At 69.9% G+C, this 20,849-nt stretch carries 15 protein-coding genes and 1 pseudogene; 9 read left to right on the top strand and 7 right to left on the bottom strand.

Going from position 1 to position 20,849, the window contains the following annotated elements:
• Positions 1 to 20 precede the first annotated feature (20 nt).
• Complete coding sequence (gene dapC / locus ACFP2T_RS01370) at positions 21 to 1,097, top strand: succinyldiaminopimelate transaminase (RefSeq protein WP_377417823.1); 1,077 nt, start codon at positions 21 to 23, stop codon at positions 1,095 to 1,097.
• Positions 1,098 to 1,141: 44 nt separating this feature from the next.
• On the opposite strand, the gene ACFP2T_RS01365 is transcribed toward dapC, so the two are convergent.
• Positions 1,142 to 1,975: an AraC family transcriptional regulator gene (locus ACFP2T_RS01365; RefSeq protein WP_377416369.1), complete on the bottom strand. Its 834-nt coding sequence runs from the start codon at positions 1,973 to 1,975 to the stop codon at positions 1,142 to 1,144.
• 102 nt (positions 1,976 to 2,077) lie between these two features.
• Here ACFP2T_RS01365 and ACFP2T_RS01360 point away from each other — a divergent pair, with 102 nt between their 5' ends.
• Both ACFP2T_RS01360 and ACFP2T_RS01355 read left to right on the top strand, forming a co-directional pair.
• Positions 2,078 to 3,175, top strand: coding sequence for an NAD(P)H-binding protein (locus tag ACFP2T_RS01360; protein WP_377416367.1), 1,098 nt, complete (start codon positions 2,078 to 2,080; stop codon positions 3,173 to 3,175).
• A gap of 251 nt (positions 3,176 to 3,426) precedes the next feature.
• A complete protein-coding gene (locus ACFP2T_RS01355; RefSeq protein ID WP_417629200.1) occupies positions 3,427 to 7,347 on the top strand; it encodes a ThuA domain-containing protein in 3,921 nt (1,306 codons plus the stop codon).
• A gap of 115 nt (positions 7,348 to 7,462) precedes the next feature.
• Here ACFP2T_RS01355 and ACFP2T_RS01350 read toward each other — a convergent pair whose 3' ends face one another.
• Positions 7,463 to 8,455, bottom strand: a complete 993-nt coding sequence (locus ACFP2T_RS01350) for a DUF4331 family protein (RefSeq protein ID WP_377416363.1) — start codon at positions 8,453 to 8,455, stop codon at positions 7,463 to 7,465.
• A gap of 297 nt (positions 8,456 to 8,752) precedes the next feature.
• On the opposite strand from ACFP2T_RS01350, the gene ACFP2T_RS01345 reads away from it, so the two are divergent.
• The 3 genes from ACFP2T_RS01345 (at position 8,753) to ACFP2T_RS01335 (ending at position 13,475) form a co-directional block, all read left to right on the top strand.
• On the top strand, positions 8,753 to 9,424 hold the full coding sequence (locus tag ACFP2T_RS01345) for an SIMPL domain-containing protein (protein ID WP_377416361.1): 672 nt from the start codon (positions 8,753 to 8,755) through the stop codon (positions 9,422 to 9,424).
• Positions 9,425 to 9,536: 112 nt separating this feature from the next.
• Positions 9,537 to 10,187, top strand: coding sequence for a nucleoside/nucleotide kinase family protein (locus ACFP2T_RS01340; RefSeq protein ID WP_377416359.1), 651 nt, complete (start codon positions 9,537 to 9,539; stop codon positions 10,185 to 10,187).
• Positions 10,188 to 10,355: 168 nt separating this feature from the next.
• Positions 10,356 to 13,475 carry a putative bifunctional diguanylate cyclase/phosphodiesterase gene (locus ACFP2T_RS01335; protein WP_377416357.1) on the top strand — a complete coding sequence of 1,040 codons (3,120 nt, stop codon included), beginning with the start codon at positions 10,356 to 10,358 and terminating at the stop codon, positions 13,473 to 13,475.
• A 60-nt stretch (positions 13,476 to 13,535) separates the two neighbouring features.
• On the opposite strand, the gene ACFP2T_RS01330 is transcribed toward ACFP2T_RS01335, so the two are convergent.
• Entirely contained in the window at positions 13,536 to 14,162 is a 627-nt protein-coding gene (locus ACFP2T_RS01330) for a sugar O-acetyltransferase (protein WP_465264254.1), read from the bottom strand.
• A 33-nt stretch (positions 14,163 to 14,195) separates the two neighbouring features.
• Complete coding sequence (gene dapD, locus ACFP2T_RS01325) at positions 14,196 to 15,149, bottom strand: 2,3,4,5-tetrahydropyridine-2,6-dicarboxylate N-succinyltransferase (RefSeq protein WP_377416355.1); 954 nt, start codon at positions 15,147 to 15,149, stop codon at positions 14,196 to 14,198.
• A 115-nt stretch (positions 15,150 to 15,264) separates the two neighbouring features.
• Between dapD and dapE the strand changes: the two genes are divergently transcribed.
• Entirely contained in the window at positions 15,265 to 16,338 is a 1,074-nt protein-coding gene (gene dapE, locus ACFP2T_RS01320; protein WP_377416353.1) for a succinyl-diaminopimelate desuccinylase, read from the top strand.
• Between the two features lie 140 nt (positions 16,339 to 16,478).
• Here dapE and ACFP2T_RS01315 read toward each other — a convergent pair whose 3' ends face one another.
• Positions 16,479 to 16,646: a hypothetical protein gene (locus tag ACFP2T_RS01315; RefSeq protein ID WP_377416351.1), complete on the bottom strand. Its 168-nt coding sequence runs from the start codon at positions 16,644 to 16,646 to the stop codon at positions 16,479 to 16,481.
• A 171-nt stretch (positions 16,647 to 16,817) separates the two neighbouring features.
• On the opposite strand from ACFP2T_RS01315, the gene ACFP2T_RS01310 reads away from it, so the two are divergent.
• Positions 16,818 to 17,669: an LOG family protein gene (locus ACFP2T_RS01310; protein WP_377416349.1), complete on the top strand. Its 852-nt coding sequence runs from the start codon at positions 16,818 to 16,820 to the stop codon at positions 17,667 to 17,669.
• Positions 17,670 to 17,703: 34 nt separating this feature from the next.
• On the opposite strand, the gene ACFP2T_RS01305 is transcribed toward ACFP2T_RS01310, so the two are convergent.
• Entirely contained in the window at positions 17,704 to 18,993 is a 1,290-nt protein-coding gene (locus tag ACFP2T_RS01305) for an AIPR family protein (protein WP_377416347.1), read from the bottom strand.
• A 1,045-nt stretch (positions 18,994 to 20,038) separates the two neighbouring features.
• Positions 20,039 to 20,218: pseudogene (locus tag ACFP2T_RS01300) on the bottom strand (DUF397 domain-containing protein); the annotation flags it as partial.
• Between the two features lie 408 nt (positions 20,219 to 20,626).
• Here ACFP2T_RS01300 and ACFP2T_RS01295 point away from each other — a divergent pair.
• Entirely contained in the window at positions 20,627 to 20,812 is a 186-nt protein-coding gene (locus ACFP2T_RS01295; RefSeq protein WP_377416345.1) for a hypothetical protein, read from the top strand.
• Positions 20,813 to 20,849 lie beyond the last annotated feature (37 nt).

Genomic DNA, 20,849 nt, shown 5'->3' with positions numbered 1-20,849 from the left:
CGGCCGGCCGTACCGGCAACCTGCCCGACTTTCCCTGGGACCTGCTCGCACCGGCCAAGACGCGGGCCGGGCAGCACCCGGACGGGATAGTCGACCTGTCGATGGGTACCCCGGTCGACCCGGTTCCCGCGTCGATCCGGGCCGCCCTCGCGGCGGCCTCGGACGCCCCGGGCTACCCGTTGACCGCCGGCACCCCGGCCCTGCGCGCGGCGCTGACAAGCTGGGTGGCTCGGGCCTGTGGGGCCGACCCGGACCTGGTCGGGGTGCTGCCGACGATCGGCTCCAAGGAGCTGGTCGCCTGGCTGCCCACCCTGCTCGGGGTGGGCCCCGGCGACGTGGTGGTGATCCCCCGGATCTGCTACCCGACCTACGAGGTCGGGGCGCGGCTGGCCGGGGCGGAGGTCGTCCGGGCCGACTCACTGACCGCCGTCGGGCCGGATCCCCGGGTACGACTCGTCTGGGTCAACTCGCCGTCCAACCCCACCGGCCAGGTGCTGCCCCCGGCGCACCTGCGCAAGACGGTGGACTGGGCCCGCGAGCGCGGTGCGGTGGTCGCCAGCGACGAGTGCTACCTCTCGCTGGGCTGGGAGGAGGCACCGACCTCGGTGCTGCACCCGGACGTCTCCGACGGCGACTACTCCAACCTGATCGCCGTGCACTCGCTGTCCAAGCGATCCAACCTGGCGGGCTACCGGGCCGGATTCGTCGCGGGGGACCGGGCGATCGTCAGCGCCCTGCTCACGGTACGCAAGCACGCGGGGATGATCATGCCGGCTCCGGTGCAGGCGGCGATGGTCGCGGCGCTCGACGACTCCGAGCACGTGGTCGAGCAACGGACCCGGTACGCGAACCGGCGCGAGGTGCTGCGGGACGCACTGGTCAAGGCGGGTTTCGAGATCGGGCACTCGGCGGCCGGGCTCTACCTGTGGGCCACCCGCGACGAGGACTGCTGGACGACGGTGGACTGGTTCGCCCAGCGGGGCATCCTGGTCGCACCGGGCGAGTTCTACGGCCCGGCCGGCAACCGCCACGTACGGGTAGCGCTGACGGCCACCGACGAGCGGGTAGCCGCCGCAGCGGACCGCCTGGCCCGTTAGGAAGGGCCCCCGCTTATCGTTTTCGGGGGTGGAAGGGCCCCTTGTTAACCGATCTGGTGGCAGGCGACCGGTGCGGGGCGGCGCCCGGCGAGGAAGGCCCCGGGCGGTACGCCCATCAGCCGGCGGAACTCCGCCGTCAGGTGTGACTGGTCGTAGTAACCGGCACCGTCGGCGAGTTCCGCCAGCCGCCCCGGCCGGGCCCGGGCGAGTACGCCGCGTACCCGGTCGATCTGCACGAAGTGCCGGGGCGAGACCCCGACCGCCTCGTCGAACAGGTTCCGCAGCTGCCGCTCGCTGACGTGCAGCCGGCGGGCCGCCGTGGGTACCGGCTCGGGACGTCGGCCGGGGGCGGGGGAGAGCAGGGCGGTCGCCCGGCGTACCAGATCGCTCTGCCGGCGCTGTGCCACCGGCCGGTCCGACAGGTATCCGGTCAGCGCGTCCGCCAGTGCGGCGACCAGGTCCGCCGGCTCGACGTCGCCGTCCGGCTCCCGGACCAACCCGCCCAGTGTCCGGACCAACCGGTCCGCCGGGCCGCCCAGGAAGGCGTGTGCCGGCACGGCCCGGTCCACCAGGTTCCGGGCCGGCAGTCCCAGCAGCAGGTGGGCCCGGCCGGGATGCAGACGTACCCGCAGGCACGGCGGTACCGGTCGGTGCAGGTGGTACCCGGCCCGGGTGCGGGGTCCCAGCACCACGAACTCGGGCCGGCCGTCGGGCGCCCACCGCCAGACGAGCGAGGTGGCGTGGTCGGGTTGGTCCACCACGACCCGCTCGACGGGATCCGGGTGCCGGTCGCCGACCGGCCGGGCAAGGTCGATCCCGGAGACCAGCGCCCGAAGCGGCGGTGGCAACAGCGGGGGCCGTACCTCGATGATCTCCACCGGTCCAGGGTAGGGCGGTCGGCCCGGCCCGCCGCGGACCTGCGGCCGACCGTGCCGAAACGTCCTAGTGGCCGGGTACGGCGCACTGGCACCGTCGGCGGCATGATCCTCGTTACCGGTGCCAGCGGCACCATCGGAAGCTCCGTCCTGCGACTACTGCGCGACCGGGGCGGACCGGTCCGGGCGATGACCCGGACACCCGCCACGATCGCCGCCGCGATCTCGCGCTCGGCCTCCGCCGCGATCTCGGGTTCGGCCTCGGGTTCGGCCGCCGCCCCGGGGTCGGGCTCGGCCTCGACCCCGTCCGAGGTCGAGGTCGTCCGGGGGGACTACGACGATCCGGCCTCGCTGCGCCGGGCGGTGACCGACGTCGAGGCCGTCTTCCTGCTGACCGCTCCGGCGTCGCCGACGCCCCGGCACGACCTGGCTCTGGTCGAGGCGGCACGCGCGGCCGGAGTGGCCCGGATCGTGAAGCTCTCCGCAATCGGCACCGGCGAGCGGTTGGGCACTGGCGAGGGGTTTGGCGCTCGCGAGGGGTTCGGCACCGGCGAACGGTTCGGCACCGGCGAGGGGTTCGGCACCGGCGAGGGGTTGGGCACTGGCGAGGGGTTCGGCACCGGCGAGGGGTTCGGCGCTGGCGAGGGGGCCGGCGCCGACCAGGTCGTCGGCGGCTGGCACCTGCGGGCCGAGCAGGCCGTCCGGGCGAGCGGCCTGGCCTGGACGCTGCTGAGCCCGTCGAGCTTCGCCTCGAACACCCTCGGCTGGGCCGGCGCCATCGCGGCGGGAGCCCCGGTGCCGAACCTCACCGGTGCGGCCCGGCAGGGGGTGATCGACCCCCGTGACGTGGCCGAGGTGGCCGTGGCGGCGTTGACCTCGGACGGGCATGCCGGACGGACGTACACCCTGACCGGACCGGCGGTGATCAGCGTGCCCGAGCAGGCCGAGGTGCTGGCCGAGTTGCTCGGCCGTCCGATCGACACGGTCGACCTGCCCGACGACGCGGCCCGGCAGCGATTGACGGCTGCTGGACTGGGGCCGGCGGCGGTGCGGGCGACGCTGGTCGGTTCCGCGTGGGCGCGAGCCGGCCGCAACGAGATCGTCACCGACGACGTGCCGCGCATCCTCGGTCGTCCGGCCGGCACCTTCCGGGCCTGGGCGGAGGACCACCGGGCCGACTTCGGCGTCTCGGCCGGTGGGTGAGGCGTTAAGAAGGGGCCCTTCTTCTACAGAAAACGATAAGCGGGGGCCCTTCCTTACATCGCAGAGAGCGCTCTCGGGAAAGTTGGGGGGAGTGCTTGACGGGGTGGCAACACGGTCGTAACGATGTATGCACATCTCTCGCGCTCTCTCCGGCCGGCCCAGCCGGAGTGGCGTACCCCCACCAGGGGCGTGAAACGGCGCGCACGCCTGTCTGTTGTTGACAGGAAAGGACTCCGTCCGTGCGCAATCGAATGCGATCATGGCTCGGTGCCGCGCTGAGCCTGCTGCTCGTCGCTGCCGGAGTGGCGGTGACGCCACCGGCGGCCAGTGCGGCCCCGGCGTTCAGTGTGCTGGTGTTCTCCAAGACGGCTGGGTTCCGGCACGGGTCGATCGGGCCCGGGATCACCGCCATCGGGCAGCTCGGCACGGCCAACAACTTCGCGGTCGAGGCGACCGAGGACGCCGGGGCGTTCACCGACGCGAACCTGGCCCGGTTCGACGCGGTGATCTGGCTCTCCACCACCGGCGACGTGCTGGACACCGCCCAGCAGGCCGCCTTCCAGCGCTTCATCCAGGCCGGCAACGGGTACGTCGGCGTGCACGCCGCCTCGGACACCGAGTACGACTGGCCGTGGTACGGCGGGCTGGTCGGGGCGTACTTCGCCTCGCACCCGGCACCGCAGCCGGCGACGGTCAAGGTTGCCGACCGGGCGCACCCGTCCACCGAGACGCTGCCGCTGCGGTGGAACCGCACCGACGAGTGGTACAACTTCCGGGCCAACCCGCGCGGCAAGGTGCACGTGCTGGCCACCCTGGACGAGACGACCTACACCGGTGGCGGCAACGGGTACGACCACCCGATCGCCTGGTGCCACAACTACGACGGTGGCCGGTCCTGGTACACCGGCGGCGGGCACACCGACGAGTCCTTTGCCGAGCCGCTGTTCCGAACCCATCTGCTCGGCGGCATCCGGACCGCGGCCGGCGCGGCGCCGGGCGTCTGCGGCGGCACTGTCGACAGCACCTTCCAGCAGGTGACCCTGGCCAAGGGGGTGGCCGAGGTCGGCGAGCCGATGAGCCTGACCGTGCTGCCGGACCGGGGCGTACTGCACACCGCCCGGGACGGCACGATCCGGCACACCGACGCGGTCGGCAACACCAAGGTCGCCGGCCGGCTCGCCGTCTACACCGGCGACGAGGAGGGCTTGCAGGGCATCAAGGCCGACCCCAACTTCGCCACCAACCGCTGGGTGTACGCCTTCTACGCACCGCCGCTGAACACCCCGGGCGGCGGGGCGCCGGCCACCGGTACGCCGGCCGATTTCGCGCCGTGGAACGGCGTCAACCGGTTGGCCCGGTTCACCGTACGGGCGGACAACACCCTGGACATGGCGAGCGAGACGCTGATCCTGGACGTACCGACCAGCCGGGGCATGTGTTGCCACGTCGGCGGGGACATCGACTTCGACGCCGCCGGCAACCTCTACCTGTCCACCGGGGACGACACCAACCCGTTCGACTCGGCCGGGTTCAGCCCGATCGACGAGCGGGCCGGCCGTAACCCGGCGTTCGACGCGCAGCGGACCTCGGCGAACAGCAACGACCTGCGGGGCAAGGTGCTGCGGATCAAGCCGAGTGCGGGCGGGGGCTACACGGTGCCGGCCGGCAACATGTTCGCGCCGGGGACCGCGAACACCCGGCCGGAGATCTACGCGATGGGGTTCCGGAACCCGTTCCGGATGAGCGTGGACAAGGTGACCGGGGCGGTCTACCTCGGTGACTACGGTCCGGACGCCGGCACCGCCGACCCGAACCGGGGACCGGCCGGGCAGGTGGAGTTCGCCCGGATCACCCAGCCCGGCTTCTACGGCTGGCCGTACTGCACCGGGAACAACGACGCGTACAACGAGTTCACTTTCCCGTCCGGGCCGTCGGGGCCGAAGTACAACTGCGCGGGCGGGCCGACCAACGACTCGCCGAACAACACCGGGATCCGGAACCTGCCGGCGGCGGTGCCGGCCTGGTTGCCGTACACCGGGTCGCAGCCGCCGGAGTTCATCGGCGGCGGGCTGTCCCCGATGGCCGGCCCGGTCTACCGGTACGACCCGAACTCGACCTCCGAGGTGGCGTTCCCCGAGTACTACGACGGGACGTTCTTCGCCGGTGAGTTCGGCCGGCGCTGGATCAAGAACATCGTGCTGGACGAGGCGGGGAAGCCGTTCAAGATCAATCCGTTCCCGTGGACCGGCACCCAGGTGATGGACATGGAGTTCGGCCCGGACGGCGCGCTCTACGTACTCGACTACGGCACCGGGTTCTTCAACGGCGACGAGCACTCGGCGGTCTACCGGATCGAGTACGCCCGCAACGGCCGGGCCCCGAAGCCGGTGATCGCGGCGACCCCGACCTCCGGGGTGGCGCCGCTGACCGTGGCCTTCTCCTCGGCCGGCACGCTCGATCCGGACGGCGACCCGATCACCTACGCCTGGGACTTCGACGGCAACGGCAGCACCGACTCCACCGCCCCGAACCCCAGCTACACCTACACCGGCAACGGCACCCGGAGCGCGACGCTGACCGTACGGGACTCGACCGGCCGGAGCGCGACCGCCAGCGTGGTGATCACGGTCGGCAACACCGCCCCGACGGTCCGGCTGGAGTTGCCGCTCAACGGCCAGACGTTCACCTTCGGTGACACGGTGCCGTTCCGGGTGGTGGTGACCGATCCGCAGGACACCACGATCGACTGCTCTCGGGTCAAGGTCAGCTACCTGCTCGGCCACGACTCGCACGCGCACCTGCTGACCAGCGCCCAGGGCTGCACCGGCACGCTGCGGACGCTGGCCGACGGCGAGCACGACGTCTCGGCCAACATCTTCGGGGTGGTCGACGCGGAGTACACCGACAACGGGGGCGGCGGGCAGGCGCCGCTGACCACCCACGCGCAGAGCATCCTGCAACCCCGGGTACGTCAGGCCGAGCACTACTCGTCGTCGAACGGGGTGCAGACCAGCGCCCCGGGTCAGGCGCACGGCGGCCGGGCCGTCGGGTACATCGACAACGGGGACTGGATCGCGTTCGCCCCGTACAACCTGACCGGGGTGCGATCCTTCTCGGCCCGGGTCGGCGCCAACGTCGGCGGGCACACCCTGGAACTGCGGGTCGGCTCGCCGACCGGACAGCTCGTCGGCTCGGCGACCGTGCCGGCCACCGGTGGGTACGGCGAGTTCCGGGACGTCACCGGGAACATCACCGCGCCGGCCGGCACCCACACGCTGTACCTGGTGTTCCGGGGCACCGGCGGCGGGCTGTACGACATCGACGAGTTCAGCCTGCTCGGCGAGGGCGGCGGCGGGCCGGGGCCGGATCCCGAGCCGACCGGCAACCTGGCGCTGAACCGTCCGGCCACCGCGTCCACCGTGCAGGGTGCCGACGTACCCGCCTCGGCGGCGGTGGACGGCAACCCGGCCACCCGCTGGTCCTCCGCGTTCGCCGACCCACAGTGGATCTCTGTCGACCTCGGGGCGTCGTACCAGCTCAGTCGGGTACGACTCAACTGGGAGGCGGCGTACGGCAGCGCGTACCAGATCCAGACCTCGGCGGACGGCAGCACCTGGACCACGGTGAAGTCGGTGACCGGCGCGGACGGCGGGATCGACGACCACACCGGGCTGACCGGCACCGGCCGGTACGTCCGGATCAACGGCACCGCCCGGGCCACCGGCTTCGGCTACTCGCTCTGGGAGTTCGAGGTGTACGGCACCCCGTCCGGCCCGAGCGGTGGCGGCAACCTGCTGCTGAACCGGCCTGCCACCGCGTCCAGCGCCGAGGGGGCGGACGTGCCGGCGTCGGCGGCGGTGGACGGGAACCCGGCCACCCGCTGGTCCTCGGTGTTCACCGACCCGCAGTGGATCCGGGTCGACCTGGGCTCGTCCCAGGCGATCGGCCGGGTGAAGCTGAGCTGGGAGGCGGCGTACGGCAGCGCGTACCAGATCCAGACCTCGGCGGACGGCAGCACCTGGACCACGGTGAGGTCGGTGACCGGCGCCGATGGCGGGGTCGACGAGCACACCGGACTCGGCGCCACCGGCCGCTACCTGCGGATCAACGGCACCGCCCGGGGTACCGGCTACGGCTACTCGCTCTGGGAGTTGGAGGCGTATCCGAGCTGACAGGCGATCATGATTCTTGTCGGGCTGTGGTTCGCGGTCGACCACAGCCCGACGAGAATCGTGGTGGCCCGGGGGAGCGCCGTCCCCTTGCCCCGGTCATCGCGACCGGTGCGGGTCAGGGGTTGGGGTTGGGTGGGCCGAGGTAGGGAAAGTGCGGCATCAGGTCGGCGTGCGGCTCAAGGCCGGTCGGGGGAAGCTTGCCGTAGGTCAGCCACGCGAAGCGGTAGCTGAAGACGTCGTCGACGAGCTTGCGGCCGTTGGGATAGGCGACCGGTTTGGTGCGGTCGTAGCGGAGGAGGTCGGGTAGAACCTGCATGGCGGTCTCCTTGGCCTCCTTCGGTGGGTAGCCGCCCTTTTCCAGCAATTGAGACCACGGGCCCAGGTAGTTGGCCACGTCGTCGGCGGGCTGCCGGGAGTTGTACAGGTTCTTCTCGCCGTCGGGGTTGATGAACGGGTTGATGGTCGGGTTCCCGCCCCGGTCCAACTGCTCCAGTACGCCGTCCCGGCGCCGGCTGATCGAGGCCCACACTCCGATCACCGGGCCGGGGCCGAGCAGTTCGGTGGGCACCTCCAGCGCGATGGAGTCGACGTTGTTGCCGGCGAAGTCGTCGTGCCCGGTCCATTTCATGCCGTGCAGGGCGCCCTCGACGTCGGCGAAGAACGGGTCGCTGCGCAGCCCGACGAACAGCCGGATCTGCCCTGGTTCGTCGACCAGGATCGGATCGACCGTGCCGTCGAAGCTGACCGGGATGGACTCGGCGAACACCCGGCCGGCCGGCTCGGGCTGACGGGCCTCGGGGCCGGTGGCGTACCAGGCGGTTCCGGTCTGGCTGCCGTTGTCGTACTCGGAGAACGTGAACGTGAACGCGACGTCGGCCTGCGCGTCGCCATCGGTGTCGATGTTGATCCGGTAGACCGCGCCGGGGTAGAACTCCGGACCGGTGGTGGCCGGCGGTATCGGGGGCGGGGCGACGGTCGGGTTGGCGTCGATGATCAGCACCGTCTTGTCGGGGTTCTCCGACGAGGGGAACACGTACAGGTCGGTGAGTTCGAGGCGACGGTCGTCGCCGGGAAACTTGAGGTTGTCGGCACTGAAGTGGTTGGACATGCTGGCTCCCTGGGCAGTCATGGCGGGGTGTCAGTTGCGGAGGCGACCCAGCCGCGACGTGTTGCCGCTGGACACGGCTGCCCGGCTTGTTCATGACGGGACGCTAGTGAGATCGAGGGCGGCCCGCACCCGATTCGTGGACACATGCCCGACCGGGTGAACGGACCCTCGGCACAACCGGGAACAGCGACGTCGCACAACCGGGAACAGCGACGTCGCACAACCGGGAACAGCGACGTCGGACAACCGGGAACAGCGACGTCGGCACGGACCGGCCCGCCGAACTAGGGTGGGTGGATGACGGATCAACCCACTGTCGTGGTGCGCGGCGACGCGGTCCGGGAGGTCTCCCCGGAGATCGCCCGGTTCGCGGTCACGGTCTCGGCCCGGGACAAGAGCCGCCCGGCGGCACTGGCCCGGCTCGCCGAACGCTCCGACGCGGTACGGGCACTGATCGACGGCTACGGCGACGCCATCGACCGCCGCGAGACCGGTCAGCTGTGGATACGCCCCGAGCTGAAGCGCTCCGGCGAGCGGGTCTCGGCGTACGCCGGTAGCGCCACCACCACCGTGACGGTGACCGACTTCGGAGTGCTCGGCGAGTTGATGCTCCGGCTCGCCGACCAGGACCAGACCACCGTCGCCGGTCCGTGGTGGGAACTGCGGCCGGGCAGCCCGGTGCACCGGGAAGCCCGGCGGGCCGCCGTCGCGGAGGCGATCGCCCGAGCCCGGGAGTACGCCGACGCGCTCGGCGCCGAGGTGACCGCCCTGCTGCAACTTTCCGACAGCGGCGCGGCGGACCGGCCGATGATGATGACCCGGGCCGCCTTCGGGATGACCGCCAAGGCCGGCGGCGGGGTGCCGGAACTCGAACTCGATCCGCAGCTCCAGACCGTGCAGGCCACCGTCGAGGCCCGGTTCGCGATCACTGCGCCCCGGTTGGACGGTCCACCCACCGATCCGAGCTGAACCACGCGGATCCGAGCACGGCGCCAAGGTGCCGCTGCCGGCCGTCGTCGCGTCCGTCCTTCCCGGCTCACGCCGTCGCCTGCCGGGCCGGCGCCGGTGAGATAGTTCCCGGATGATCCCCGCATCCGATCCTCCGCCGCTGGACGAACTGGTGGCCCGGGCCCACGCGCTGGCCTCGGCCGCTCCCCGCCGGCTGCTGGGCATCACCGGCGCGCCCGGGGCGGGCAAGTCGACCCTGGCCGGACTGATCGTGGCGGCGCTCGGCGAGCTGGCCGAGCTGGTGCCGATGGACGGCTTCCACCTGGCCGAGAACGAGTTGCACCGGCTCGGCCGGCACGCCCGCAAGGGCGCCCTCGACACCTTCGACGGTGCCGGGTTCGTCGCCCTGCTGCGCCGGCTGCGGGCGGCCGGGCCCGGCACCGTGTACGCGCCGGAGTTCCGTCGCGAGCTGGAGGAGCCGATCGCCGGGGCGATTCCGGTGCCGCCGTCGGTTCCGCTGGTGGTGGTGGAGGGCAACTACCTGCTGGTTCCGGGCGAGCCCTGGGGCGAGGTACGCGAGCTGCTCGACGAGGTGTGGTACCTCGATCTCGACGAGACCGAACGGCTGCGCCGGTTGACCGACCGGCATATCGCCTTCGGTCGGGAACCGGCCGAGGCGGCGGCCCGGGCCCGGGGTACGGACCAACGCAACGCCGAACTGATCGCCGAGACGGTCGGCCGCGCCGATCTCGTCGTCCGGATGGCACCGTCCATTCCGTCCTGACAGGCGTCGATTCCGTGGTGAAGCCGCTGGTACCGGAGTGGACCCTGCCTATCGGTCGACACCAGTACCCGGCGGGGTGATAGCGAAGCGCATCGAGGACTGGTAGACCCATCGGCGAAGCTGTTTCGATCGCGTTGCGCCGCCGTCCCGACGATCAGCAGGAGAGCCGTGTCAGCTCGGAAAGCGTTGACCTGGTACGCCGGGGGGATCGGTGTACTGGTGGTCGGCTTCTTCGGCCTGCCGGCGTTCCGTACGGTGCTGACCGGCGCGGTGGGGCTGACGAGCGTCGCCGCCGTCGCGGTCGGGGTACGCCGGTACCGGCCGAACCGGGCGTACTCCTGGTGGCTGCTCGGCGCGGCCCTCGCGGCCTTCACGGTCGGCGACACCGTCTACCTGCTCGCCGCGAACCTGCCGCTCGGCGATTCCAAGTCCACGTCGGCGGTCGTCTCGGACGTCTTCTACCTGGTGATGCTGCCGCTGATCGGCGCCGGGCTGCTCGGCCTGACCAGGTCCACCACCGGCGCTCGGGACCGCTCCGGCCTGCTCGACTTCCTGATCTTCACCACCGCCGGTGCGTTCCTGCTCTGGGTGCTGGTCATCCATCCGTACCTGCTCGGCGTCGGGCCGAGCACCTTCGAGCAGTCGGCGCTGGCCGCGTACGCCCTGGTGGACGGGCTCCTGCTGGCCACCACCGTACGGCTGGCGATCACCTCGCAGCGCAGTGTCGCCGCGATGCTGCTGGTCACCGGCGCGGTCGGCATGCTGGTGGCCGACCTCGTCTACGGCGCCGCGCTGCTGGCCGGGGGTTGGGAGCCGGGTGGCCCGACCGAGCTGGGCTGGCTGCTCTTCTACGCCAGTTGGGGAGCTGCCGCGCTGCACCCGTCGATGGCGAGGCTGACCGAGCCGGCCGCGCCGCAGGACTCCGAGATCGACAAGACCCGGCTGGTGCTGCTGGGCCTGGCCGCGACCCTCGCCCCGGCGGTGCTGCTGCTCCAGGTGGTCAACGGTGAGGTAAAGGACGGCGCGGTGATCGCCGTGGTCGGCGGCGTGGTCTTCGCGCTGGTGCTGAGCCGGCTGGGCGACGCGGTGGACGGGCACCGGCAGGCGGTCGCCCGGGAGCGGGGCCTGCGCCAGGCCGGCGCCGAGTTGGTGGCCGCCACCGACACGGCGGAGGTCCGCCGGGCGGTGCGTACCGCGGTGGCGCGGCTGGTGCCACGGCAGACCGGGCACCGGATCGTGTTCTCGATCAACCACACCGACGGGGTGCCGGCGGCCGCGATGAGCATCTGGGGACCCGGGGTGGCCGCGCCGTCCGCCTTCTACCCGGCCCCGACCAGCGCGGCAGCCCGGCGTAGCCGGCTGCTGCGGGTCCGGACGCTGCAGCCGGCGCTGGCCGAGCAGCTCCGGGGTTTCGAGACCGTCGCCCTCTGCCCACTGGTCGGCGACGGGCGGGCCAGCGGCGCACCCCGGGTCGGCGCACTGCTGGTGGCCGCCGACAGCCGACTGTTGCCGACGCTGCGGGACTCGCTGGAGGTGTTGGCGGCGCAGGCGGCGATGGCGTTGGAACGGATCAGCCTGGCCCAGGAGATCAACCGTCGGGACAGCGAGGCGTACTTCCGCAGCCTTGTGCAGAACGCCGCCGACGTCATCCTGATCGTCGACGACGACCACCAGATCCGGTACGCGAGCCCGTCGGTGCTGGGCGTGCTGGGGGTGGAGCCGGTGGACTGCACCGACCTGGCCGCCGTGCTGCACGCCGACGACCAGCTCCTGGTCAGCGCCCTACTGGACCCGGTACGCGCCGAATCGGAACGGCGCGTCGACGGGGTCGACCTCAGCGTCCGGCGGGCCGACGGACAGCGGGTACAGCTCGAGGTGACCTGCCGGGACCTGCGCCGGGACCGGGCCGTACGCGGCTTCGTGCTGACCATGCGGGACGTCACCGAGCGGGTCCGGCTGGAGCAGGAACTGACCCACCGGGCGGTGCACGACACCCTGACCGGGCTCGCCAACCGGGCGTCCTATCAGGACCAGGTCTACGAGGCGGTGGAGAAGGCCCGGGACGGCGACCGTACCGTCGGTGCCCTCTCCATCGACCTCGACGAGTTCACCGCGGTGAACGACACCCACGGGCACGCCATCGGCGACGCGCTGCTGGTCGCTGCTGGCCAGCGGCTACGCGAGATCGTCGGCGCGAACGACCTGGTGGCCCGCCTCGGCGGCGACGAGTTCGCCGTACTGGTTCGGGACGCGGAGGGCCCGGAGCAGGTCGAGCAGATCGCCGACCACCTGGTCCGGGCGCTCGCCGAACCGCTCGAGGTCGGCGACACCGTGGTGAACGGCTCGGTCAGCGTCGGCGTGGCCACCACCGACGACGCCAGTGACGCCGGGGAGCTGCTGCAACGTGCCGACCTTGCACTCTATGTCGCCAAGGGGGCAGGCAAGGGGCGCTGGTGCCGCTATCAGACCGAGCTGCACACCGCGATCGTGGAGCGGCTGGAGTTGCGGGCCGCGTTGACCGAGGCGGTGGAGAAGCTCAGTTTCTCCGTGGAGTACCAGCCGATCGTCGACATGCGTACGGGAGTGGCGGTCGGCTTCGAGGCGCTGGCCCGGTGGCACCATCCGGCCCGGGGCCCGGTGCCGCCGGAGCAGTTCATCGGACTGGCCGAGGAAACCGGGCTGATCGAGCCGATCGGCGACTGGGTGCTGCGCCAGGCGGTCGACGCGGCGGCGCGCTGGCACGCGGACCGGGGCGAGGGCGGTACGCCGTACGTGAGCATCAACGTCTCCGCCCGGCAACTGCGTACCCCCGGGTTCGTGGCGACGGTACGCGCGGCGCTGGCCGCCGCCGACGTACCGCCGAACCGGGTGATGCTGGAGATCACCGAGAGCCTGCTGCTCCGGGACGAGGAGCCGGTCTGGAGTGAGCTGTCCGAGCTGCGTGCCCACGGCCTGCGGGTCGCCATCGACGACTTCGGCACCGGGTTCTCCTCGCTGAGCTACCTCCAGCAGATGCCCGCCGACGTACTCAAGATCGATCGGTCGTTCACCGAGACGGTCGCCTCGTCGCGGCGCCAGCGGCTGCTGGTCGAGGGAATCATCCGGCTGGCCGGCACCCTCGGGCTGGACATCATCGCCGAGGGGGTCGAGACCGAGGCGGTCCGGACCATCCTGCTGGACATGGGTTGCTCGTCCGGGCAGGGCTACCTGTTCTCCCGGCCGCTGCGCGACCCCGACGCCCTGCGCTGGCTACAGGGCGACCCTCCGCCCCAACCCGCCCCCCGATGAGGGCGGGGTGGTTAACAGGGGGCCCTTCCTATACAGAAAGCGATAAGAAGGGGCCCTTCCTTACCTCACCCGGGCGGGGTTCCCCACGGCGACGACGCCGGCCGGGAGATCCTTGGTGACCACGCTGCCGGCCCCGACCACGGTGTCCGGGCCGATGGTGACGCCACCGAGGACGATCACCCCGCCACCGAGCCAGACGTTGTCGCCGATGGTGATCGGCCGGGCCGCCTCCCACCTGGCCCGCCGCTGCTCCGGGTCGAGCGGATGGTGCGGGGTCAGCAGTTGCACGTTCGGGCCGATCTGCACGTCGGCCCCGATCTCGATGGCGGTGACGTCCAGCAGTACGGCGTTGAAGTTGAGGTACGTCCGGTCCCCGATCCGGATCTGGGAGCCGTAGTCGCAGTAGAACGGTGGCCGGACGACCACGTCGGCGCCGACCTCGCCGCAGAGTTCCCGGAGCAGCGCGGCGTGCTGCTCCGGCCGGTCCGCGTCGGTCGTGTTGTACCGCTGCACGAGTACGGCGGCGCGGCGGGCCAGGGCGACGAGTTCCGGATCGTCGGCCTGGTACCACTCCCCGGCCAGCATCCGCTCCCGCGCCGAGCGCGGATTCGGGTGGGCGGCCGGCACGTCCGCCCCGGACGGCGCCGATCCGGATCCGGACGTTCGTGGCTCCGACCCGGAAGCCATCGTCAGCCGCCTCCCGGTCCCGGTCGCGGTCGCTCAGTCGTTGGCGTGCAGCGCGGCGTTCAGTTCGATGCCGCTTCCGGTACGGGGCCGGGCCTCCAGCGCGCCGGTCACCGAGTTGCGCCAGAACAGCAGCCCGTTGACCCCGGACAGCTCCCGGGCCTTGACCACCCGGCCGTCCGGCAGACTGATCTTCGAGCCGGCCGTGATGTAGCAGCCGGCCTCCACCACACAGTCGTCGCCGAGCGAGATCCCGATGCCGGCGTTGGCGCCGAGCAGGCTGCGCTCGCCGATCCGGACCTTCTCCTTGCCGCCGCCGGAGAGCGTGCCCATGATCGAGGCCCCGGCGCCGACGTCCGAACCGTCGCCGACGACCACGCCGGCCACGATCCGGCCCTCGACCATCGAGGCGCCGAGGGTGCCGGCGTTGAAGTTGCAGAAGCCCTCGTGCATCACGGTGGTGCCGCTGGCCAGGTGCGCGCCGAGGCGTACCCGGTCGGCGTCGGCGATGCGTACGCCGGACGGGACGACGTAGTCGGTCATCCGGGGGAACTTGTCGACGCCGTAGACCGCCAGGTGCCGGCCGGCGGCCCGCTCGACCACCCGCAGCTCGTCCACCCGCTCGGGCGGGCACGGCCCGGCCGAGGTCCAGGCCACGTTGGCCAGTACCCCGAAGATGCCGTCGAGGTTCAGCTCGTTGGGCCGGACCAGCCGGTGGGAGAGCAGGTGCAGCCGGAGGTACGCGTCGGAGGCGTCCTTGATCGGGTCCGCCAGCGAGCCGATCTCGGTGACCACCACGGCGGTACGCAGTCCCGGCAGGGCGCGCTCGCCGATCGCGCCCGGCGGCAGGTCGAGTACGTCGCCGTCCTCGCCGGCCACCAGTGGCGACGAGCCCAGGCCGAGCTTGCCGGTCGGATACCAGGTGTCGAGCACCTGATCCCCGGCGAAGGTGGCCACTCCGATGCCCCAGGCGGGTTGTGCGGTCGTCACCGGGCTTTACCTCTCAGTCATTCGTGTGGGACACCCTCGGTCATGAGTGTGGAACGTCATTCCTGAGCATGTGACGCGTCCCGCCGATACGGTCTTGACGGTACCGTCTCCCACCATGGAGAACCCGCTCACCCCCGAGGTGTTGGCCGATCCGGTCGCGTTGACCCGCGCTCTGGTCGACATCGAATCCGTCTCGCTCAACGAGAAGGAAATCGCGGACTGCGTCGAGGAGGTGCTGCGGGCCGTCCCACACCTGACGGTCGCGCGGCACGGCAACACGGTGATGGCCCGTACGGAGTTGGGACGGGCCCAACGGGTGGTGCTGGCGGGGCACCTGGACACCGTGCCGCTGAACAACAACTTCCCGTCCACGGTGCAGGGCGACCTGATCTACGGCTGCGGCACCTCCGACATGAAGTCCGGGGTGGCGTACGCCCTGCATCTCGCGGTGAGCGTGCCGAACCCCCGGTACGACGTGACGTACTTCTTCTACGAGGCCGAGGAGATCGAGTCCCGCTACAACGGGCTGACCCTGGTCGCAGCGGCCCATCCGGAATGGCTGTTGGCGGACTTCGCGGTGCTGCTGGAGCCCACCCACGGGGTGGTCGAGGCGGGCTGCCAGGGCACCATGCGGGCGATCGTGACCGCGACCGGTCGGCGTGCGCACTCGGCCCGGTCCTGGAACGGCCGCAACGCCATCCACGGGATCGGTCCCGCGATCGAGCGGTTGGCCGGCTACCAGGCCCGGATGGTCACCATCGACGGCTGCGTGTACCGCGAGGGGATGAACGCGGTCCGGATCAACGGCGGGGTCGCCGGCAACGTGGTACCGGACCTCTGCGAGATGGAGGTCAACTACCGGTTCGCGCCGGACCGGACGGCCGAGGAGGCGGAGGCACACGTACGCGAGGTGTTCGACGGCTTCCAGGTGCGGGTGACCGACTCGGCGGCGGGCGCGCTGCCCGGACTGACCGCCGCACCCGCCCAGGAGTTCCTGGCGGCCGTCGGCGAGGCTCCGGTGGGCAAGCTGGGCTGGACCGACGTCGCCCGGTTCGCCGCGCTCGGCATCCCGGCGCTCAACTTCGGGCCGGGTGACCCGAACTTCGCGCACCATCCCGAGGAGCACGTGGAGATCGGCAAGATCCGCGACGGCGCGGCCACCCTGCACCGCTGGCTCGCGTCACACTGACCCGCACGTCGTACCGTGCCATTGGTACGGCGCCACTGACTCCTCGGCACGGCTTGGAACGGCGCCGGCCGGCGGTGGCCCCTTTGCCGCCAGCCGGCACCGGACCGTACGGCCGGCGGACCCCCTCCGCCGGCCGCCGATCACCCGTTGATGTGCTGCGGTGTCCGGGACTCCGCCGTCTCCGGCCCATGGTCCCCGTCGTCGGCACCGGCCGGCGTGACGTGCCGCGCCATCCGGCGCTCGGCCACCACGGCCCGGATCCGGCGCTGCATCTGTCGGCGGAGCCGGACAATCTCGCCGTTGGTCATCACAATTGCCCCCCGAAGGTGCGCGGCGGTGGTGTGGGCGCCACGCGTTCCCCCTTGTGATTGGTAAGACGCCGCAGAGCCCTGTTTGGTTGCGCCTGCGCTGGATGTTTGTCTTGTGACGGACCGGGTGACGTCACCCCTGTTGTCGCCCGCCGGATTACGGTGGACGTCATGAACCACAGCGAGGGCCGCAACGGCGGCCGGGGTCCGGGGCCGGAACGGCACCGTGGCGCGGTCACCCTGCGCCGCGAGTCCATCCCGTTGAGTACGGCGGACCAGCGGCTGCTCGACTCCCGGACCCGGGGAGACTGGAAGACCAAGGACGCCTGGCGGGCCCTGCGGATCCTGTCGGAGTTCGTCGAGGGCTTCGACACCCTCGCCGACCTGCCCCCGGCGGTCAGCGTCTTCGGTTCTGCCCGGAGCAAGCCGGAGAGCCCCGAGTGCGAGTTGGCCGAGGAACTGGGCGCCGCGCTCGCCGCCGCCGGGTACGCGGTGATCACCGGTGGTGGTCCCGGCGTGATGGAGGCCGCCAACCGGGGCGCCACCGAGGCGGGTGGACTGTCGGTCGGGCTCGGCATCGAGTTGCCGTTCGAGCAGGGCATCAACGACTGGGTCGACATGGCGATCGACTTCCGTTACTTCTTCGCCCGCAAAACGATGTTCGTCAAGTACGCCCAGGCGTTCGTGGTGCTGCCGGGCGGGTTCGGCACCCTGGACGAACTGTTCGAGGCGTTGACGCTGGTGCAGACCGGCAAGGTGACCCGGTTCCCGGTCGTGCTGATGGGTACGGCGTACTGGCAGGGGTTGCTCGACTGGCTGCGGAACACGCTTGCTGCCGACGGCAAGATCGGCCTGGCCGACCTGGAGCTGATCATCGTCACCGACGACGTCAACGCCGCCGTCCGGCACATCGTCGACGCGGACGCGGCGCTGGCGGCCGAGCACCAGGCGTTGCAGGAGACCGCGACCGCCCAGGCCGAGGCCGCCCAGCAGTCGGCCTCAACCACCCGCACACCCCGCTGAAACCTTCAGAAGGGCGCAGCGGATAGGCCTGGTCCTACCGTCGGGGGTTGCTGGAGGCTCGGCGGCCGACAGAGCGCTTGATCTGACGGCCCCGTTGACTCGATGGAATTTGAGGAGAAGTGCCTCTGAGATAGTCATGTCCACGCTGAAGGATGCGTTCTGTCATCAACGCATCCTTGGCCAGACCATCGAGCATCAAGATCTTTTTTGAACGATTAGCCTTCGCGTACTCCTCTTGAATGAGTTTTAAGAGTTCGCGGGCTGTACTGGTCGTGAAGTCCTCGTCGGCCAGGCGTGCGACATCTTTCGTTCCCGGTTGCTCGTGGCCGGTGAGTGCTATGCCCAGCAGCATGGCGAGGTGATATTGGAAATCCTCAACTACACCGACGCCTCCGTCAACCACGAGGAAGTCCCCCGCGGCGCGCAGAATTTTGATACAGGCGTAATAAGTGGCAAGCTCATGGTCGGGTCGGAAGACGAGTTCGTAGATCCCCTGATCGAAGATCTTGCTTGGGCTTGAGCGAGCTATGTGTGGCATCTGCGCGAGCACGCTTAGTACGGCCTGTCCCATTTGATCGATAGAGACAATACGTTCCACCGGCTTGCCGAGGTTGAAGTAATAACGTCGGCGGCGCTCGTAGTAAAGTCCTTGCGTGTCGAGGTATTCCTCGATCAGGCGTTGAACTCTGTCGGTCGCACGCAATGTGCTTGGTCCGAATGCTGTCTGACTGTTGGTTGCGCGGATGATACGTTCGCGGGCGGCGTTATCGTTCGCTTCGATAATCTTTACTAGTATGCTTCTGCGATCACTTTGATAAGGGACCGTACGTCGTTTGTATATTTCAGTTGATGTTTGTAGCCCGTTGACTATCTGTGGCGACTCCAGTTCCAACACCTTGTTGGCTGGCTGTACCCTGGACGCGACGATGGTCACCCCATTGTTCAGCCACCAAAAATCTTCGCTGGTGTCGGTCGACTCCAGAGTTTCTTGGATGCTCTTGTTGACGATTGTCTCGCCCTCATAGTCTCTCACGTTTGCTTCGAATAGCGTTGAATCGAGTTCGCCATGGCGGCCGGTGATGAACTTTTCGTACTCCGCTAGACGAACGACCGCCACATAGCCGCCGGCGATGTCGGTAGAGAGTGGATTCTCCGCAAGATGCAACTTCCGAGTCGTGTTGAGTGGCTGGCGTGCCAGGTTGCCTATATCTGCTGCCCCAATGTAAGAGACGCTGGGTTCGCATCCGCCGAAGAGACTCCGTAGGCAGGCTTCCAGTTCTCCTCCTTTTCGCTCTATTCCTGGGTGTACGTGTTGTGCCCGCATCGAGGCGAAAACAACGGTAACGCTCAGGTCGGGGCAGTTCGAGCCTTTTATATGTGTTCAAGAAACGTCGAGATACCTCGATCAAATGCGGGTTCGCGAACTGTGTAAGGTTCTCCTCGTCGCGGCCGAAGTCGAGGAGCCTCGGGAGGTTTATGAGCATCTTGTCGATCGGTGGCTCACTAAACCCGCCGGTGTTCTTGACCTGGAAGATGACTAAGTCAAGTTTCGCTCGTCTGCCAAGAGCATTCAGCGGCGTATCATCCCGCAGGCACATTGAATTAGCGAACAAGTACATGGCGTCAATGCCACAGTCCTTCTCGCCATCTACGATGCCAGTGAGGAGATCGTCATGCCCTGGGCTGAACTGCTGGCGTAGATAGTGCTTTGTGACGAAGAAAGTGTGGTGCCGCTCTGGAGACATGCTCGGCGCTGACCGCTGACGATCCTTATCCAGGGTTGACTGCAACAAGATCACGTCGTTCGTGCTCAAGATGTCCCTCCCACTCGCCGTGCCTCGGGGGCGCGCGATCCCGGCAAGTGCAGTCGGCCACATGCCTAGCGCATAGTCACGGACTGTTGTGACCGTACTGCACTCGGTTGCGACGGGGAAGGGATGCAAGGGCTCGCCGGATGCGCCAGCCGACCTTGTCCGGCGCCCGGAAGGATGTGCGGACCGAACCGTTTGCCGGGACAGATTGGCTGGTTGCTGTGTGCCGGCAAGCATCTGAGGTTCGCTAACGGCGATGTAGCACGCCGCGTTGGCGTTATCGGTGTTCTCTATAACCGATAGGTTGATGGGGAGCCGCTTCCGTTCGGCGCCCGGGGTGGTGGAACTTCTTGGGCCGGCGCTGCCACGAGCCCAACCATCAGGCATTTCCGTTCATGCAACAAAGCTGACGAGTGCTCGGTCTATCGTTGCCGTCTGGTCTCTGTGACGAATCTGTGCCAAGCGCTCCGCCTCTGCTGCGGCTTGTGCGCTACCGGGGGCCCGATCACGTCAGTCATTTTCGTGCCTTCGGCGGTTAGCGGAGGTCACGGCGCTGAACTACGGCCGTCGGGCTACTTCGGAGATGAACACGTGCCAGGCGGTCGGACCGAAGGTGAGGGTGCCGCCGTCGCGGTCCTTGCTGTCCCGGACCAGTACTCGACCGGGCAGGTTGTCGGCGACCTCGACGCAGTTTCCGCCGTTCGAGCTACTGCGGGTGCTCGTGCGCCACCGGACGCCGCATCACCGGGACTGGCGTCGGCTGTGGCGCTACTGCCGCTGCGGACTGCGCTGGCGTTGCCCTGACGACGTACCCATGGTGCCCATGCCGTGGCCACCACCGCCACCGGCGTCGCCGCCTCCTGTCGGTCCGGTGGCCGCGCCGAAAGCCCGCCCGACCCCCGCGAAGACCCGTAACACGAACCAGGGTGTGGGTTGGGGCGGGCGAACCGCTCACCCGACGGTCGGGCTGAAGGGTCAAACTCGAACGGGTCCGACGCGCGTCCACCGGACCGCCGACCTGATGACCAGGCCCGAGCGGTGAACCCGCCGCACGCGCGTCGGCGCCCACACGTGCCGACCCGACCGAGGTATCTCTGTCGGACCTGCGCCGCGCCCTGGCCCTGTCAGCCGGCCCGGCTGAACCTGTTGTACGCCCATTACGGGGCCAGGGCCAGCTTGCTGGTCCATCTCGCCGGGCACCTGCACCGGGCACTGCTCGACCTCGTCGCCACCTCGCCCAACCTCGATCCGATGGCGCTCTCCGTACGCTTCCTCGGTTGGGTGCCACGTGGTACCGACGGTCAGGATGGCGCGTGGCGCGGGCGTACCTGAGGCGGGCTCGTCGGGGCGGCGTGGTGTGATGGGCGGC

The organism is Plantactinospora solaniradicis, assembly GCF_042658085.1.
GTDB classification, from domain to species: Bacteria; Actinomycetota; Actinomycetes; order Mycobacteriales; family Micromonosporaceae; genus Plantactinospora; species Plantactinospora solaniradicis.
The sequence above is the reverse complement of the archived record's forward strand: the minus strand, read 5'-3'. Positions and strand labels throughout refer to the sequence as shown.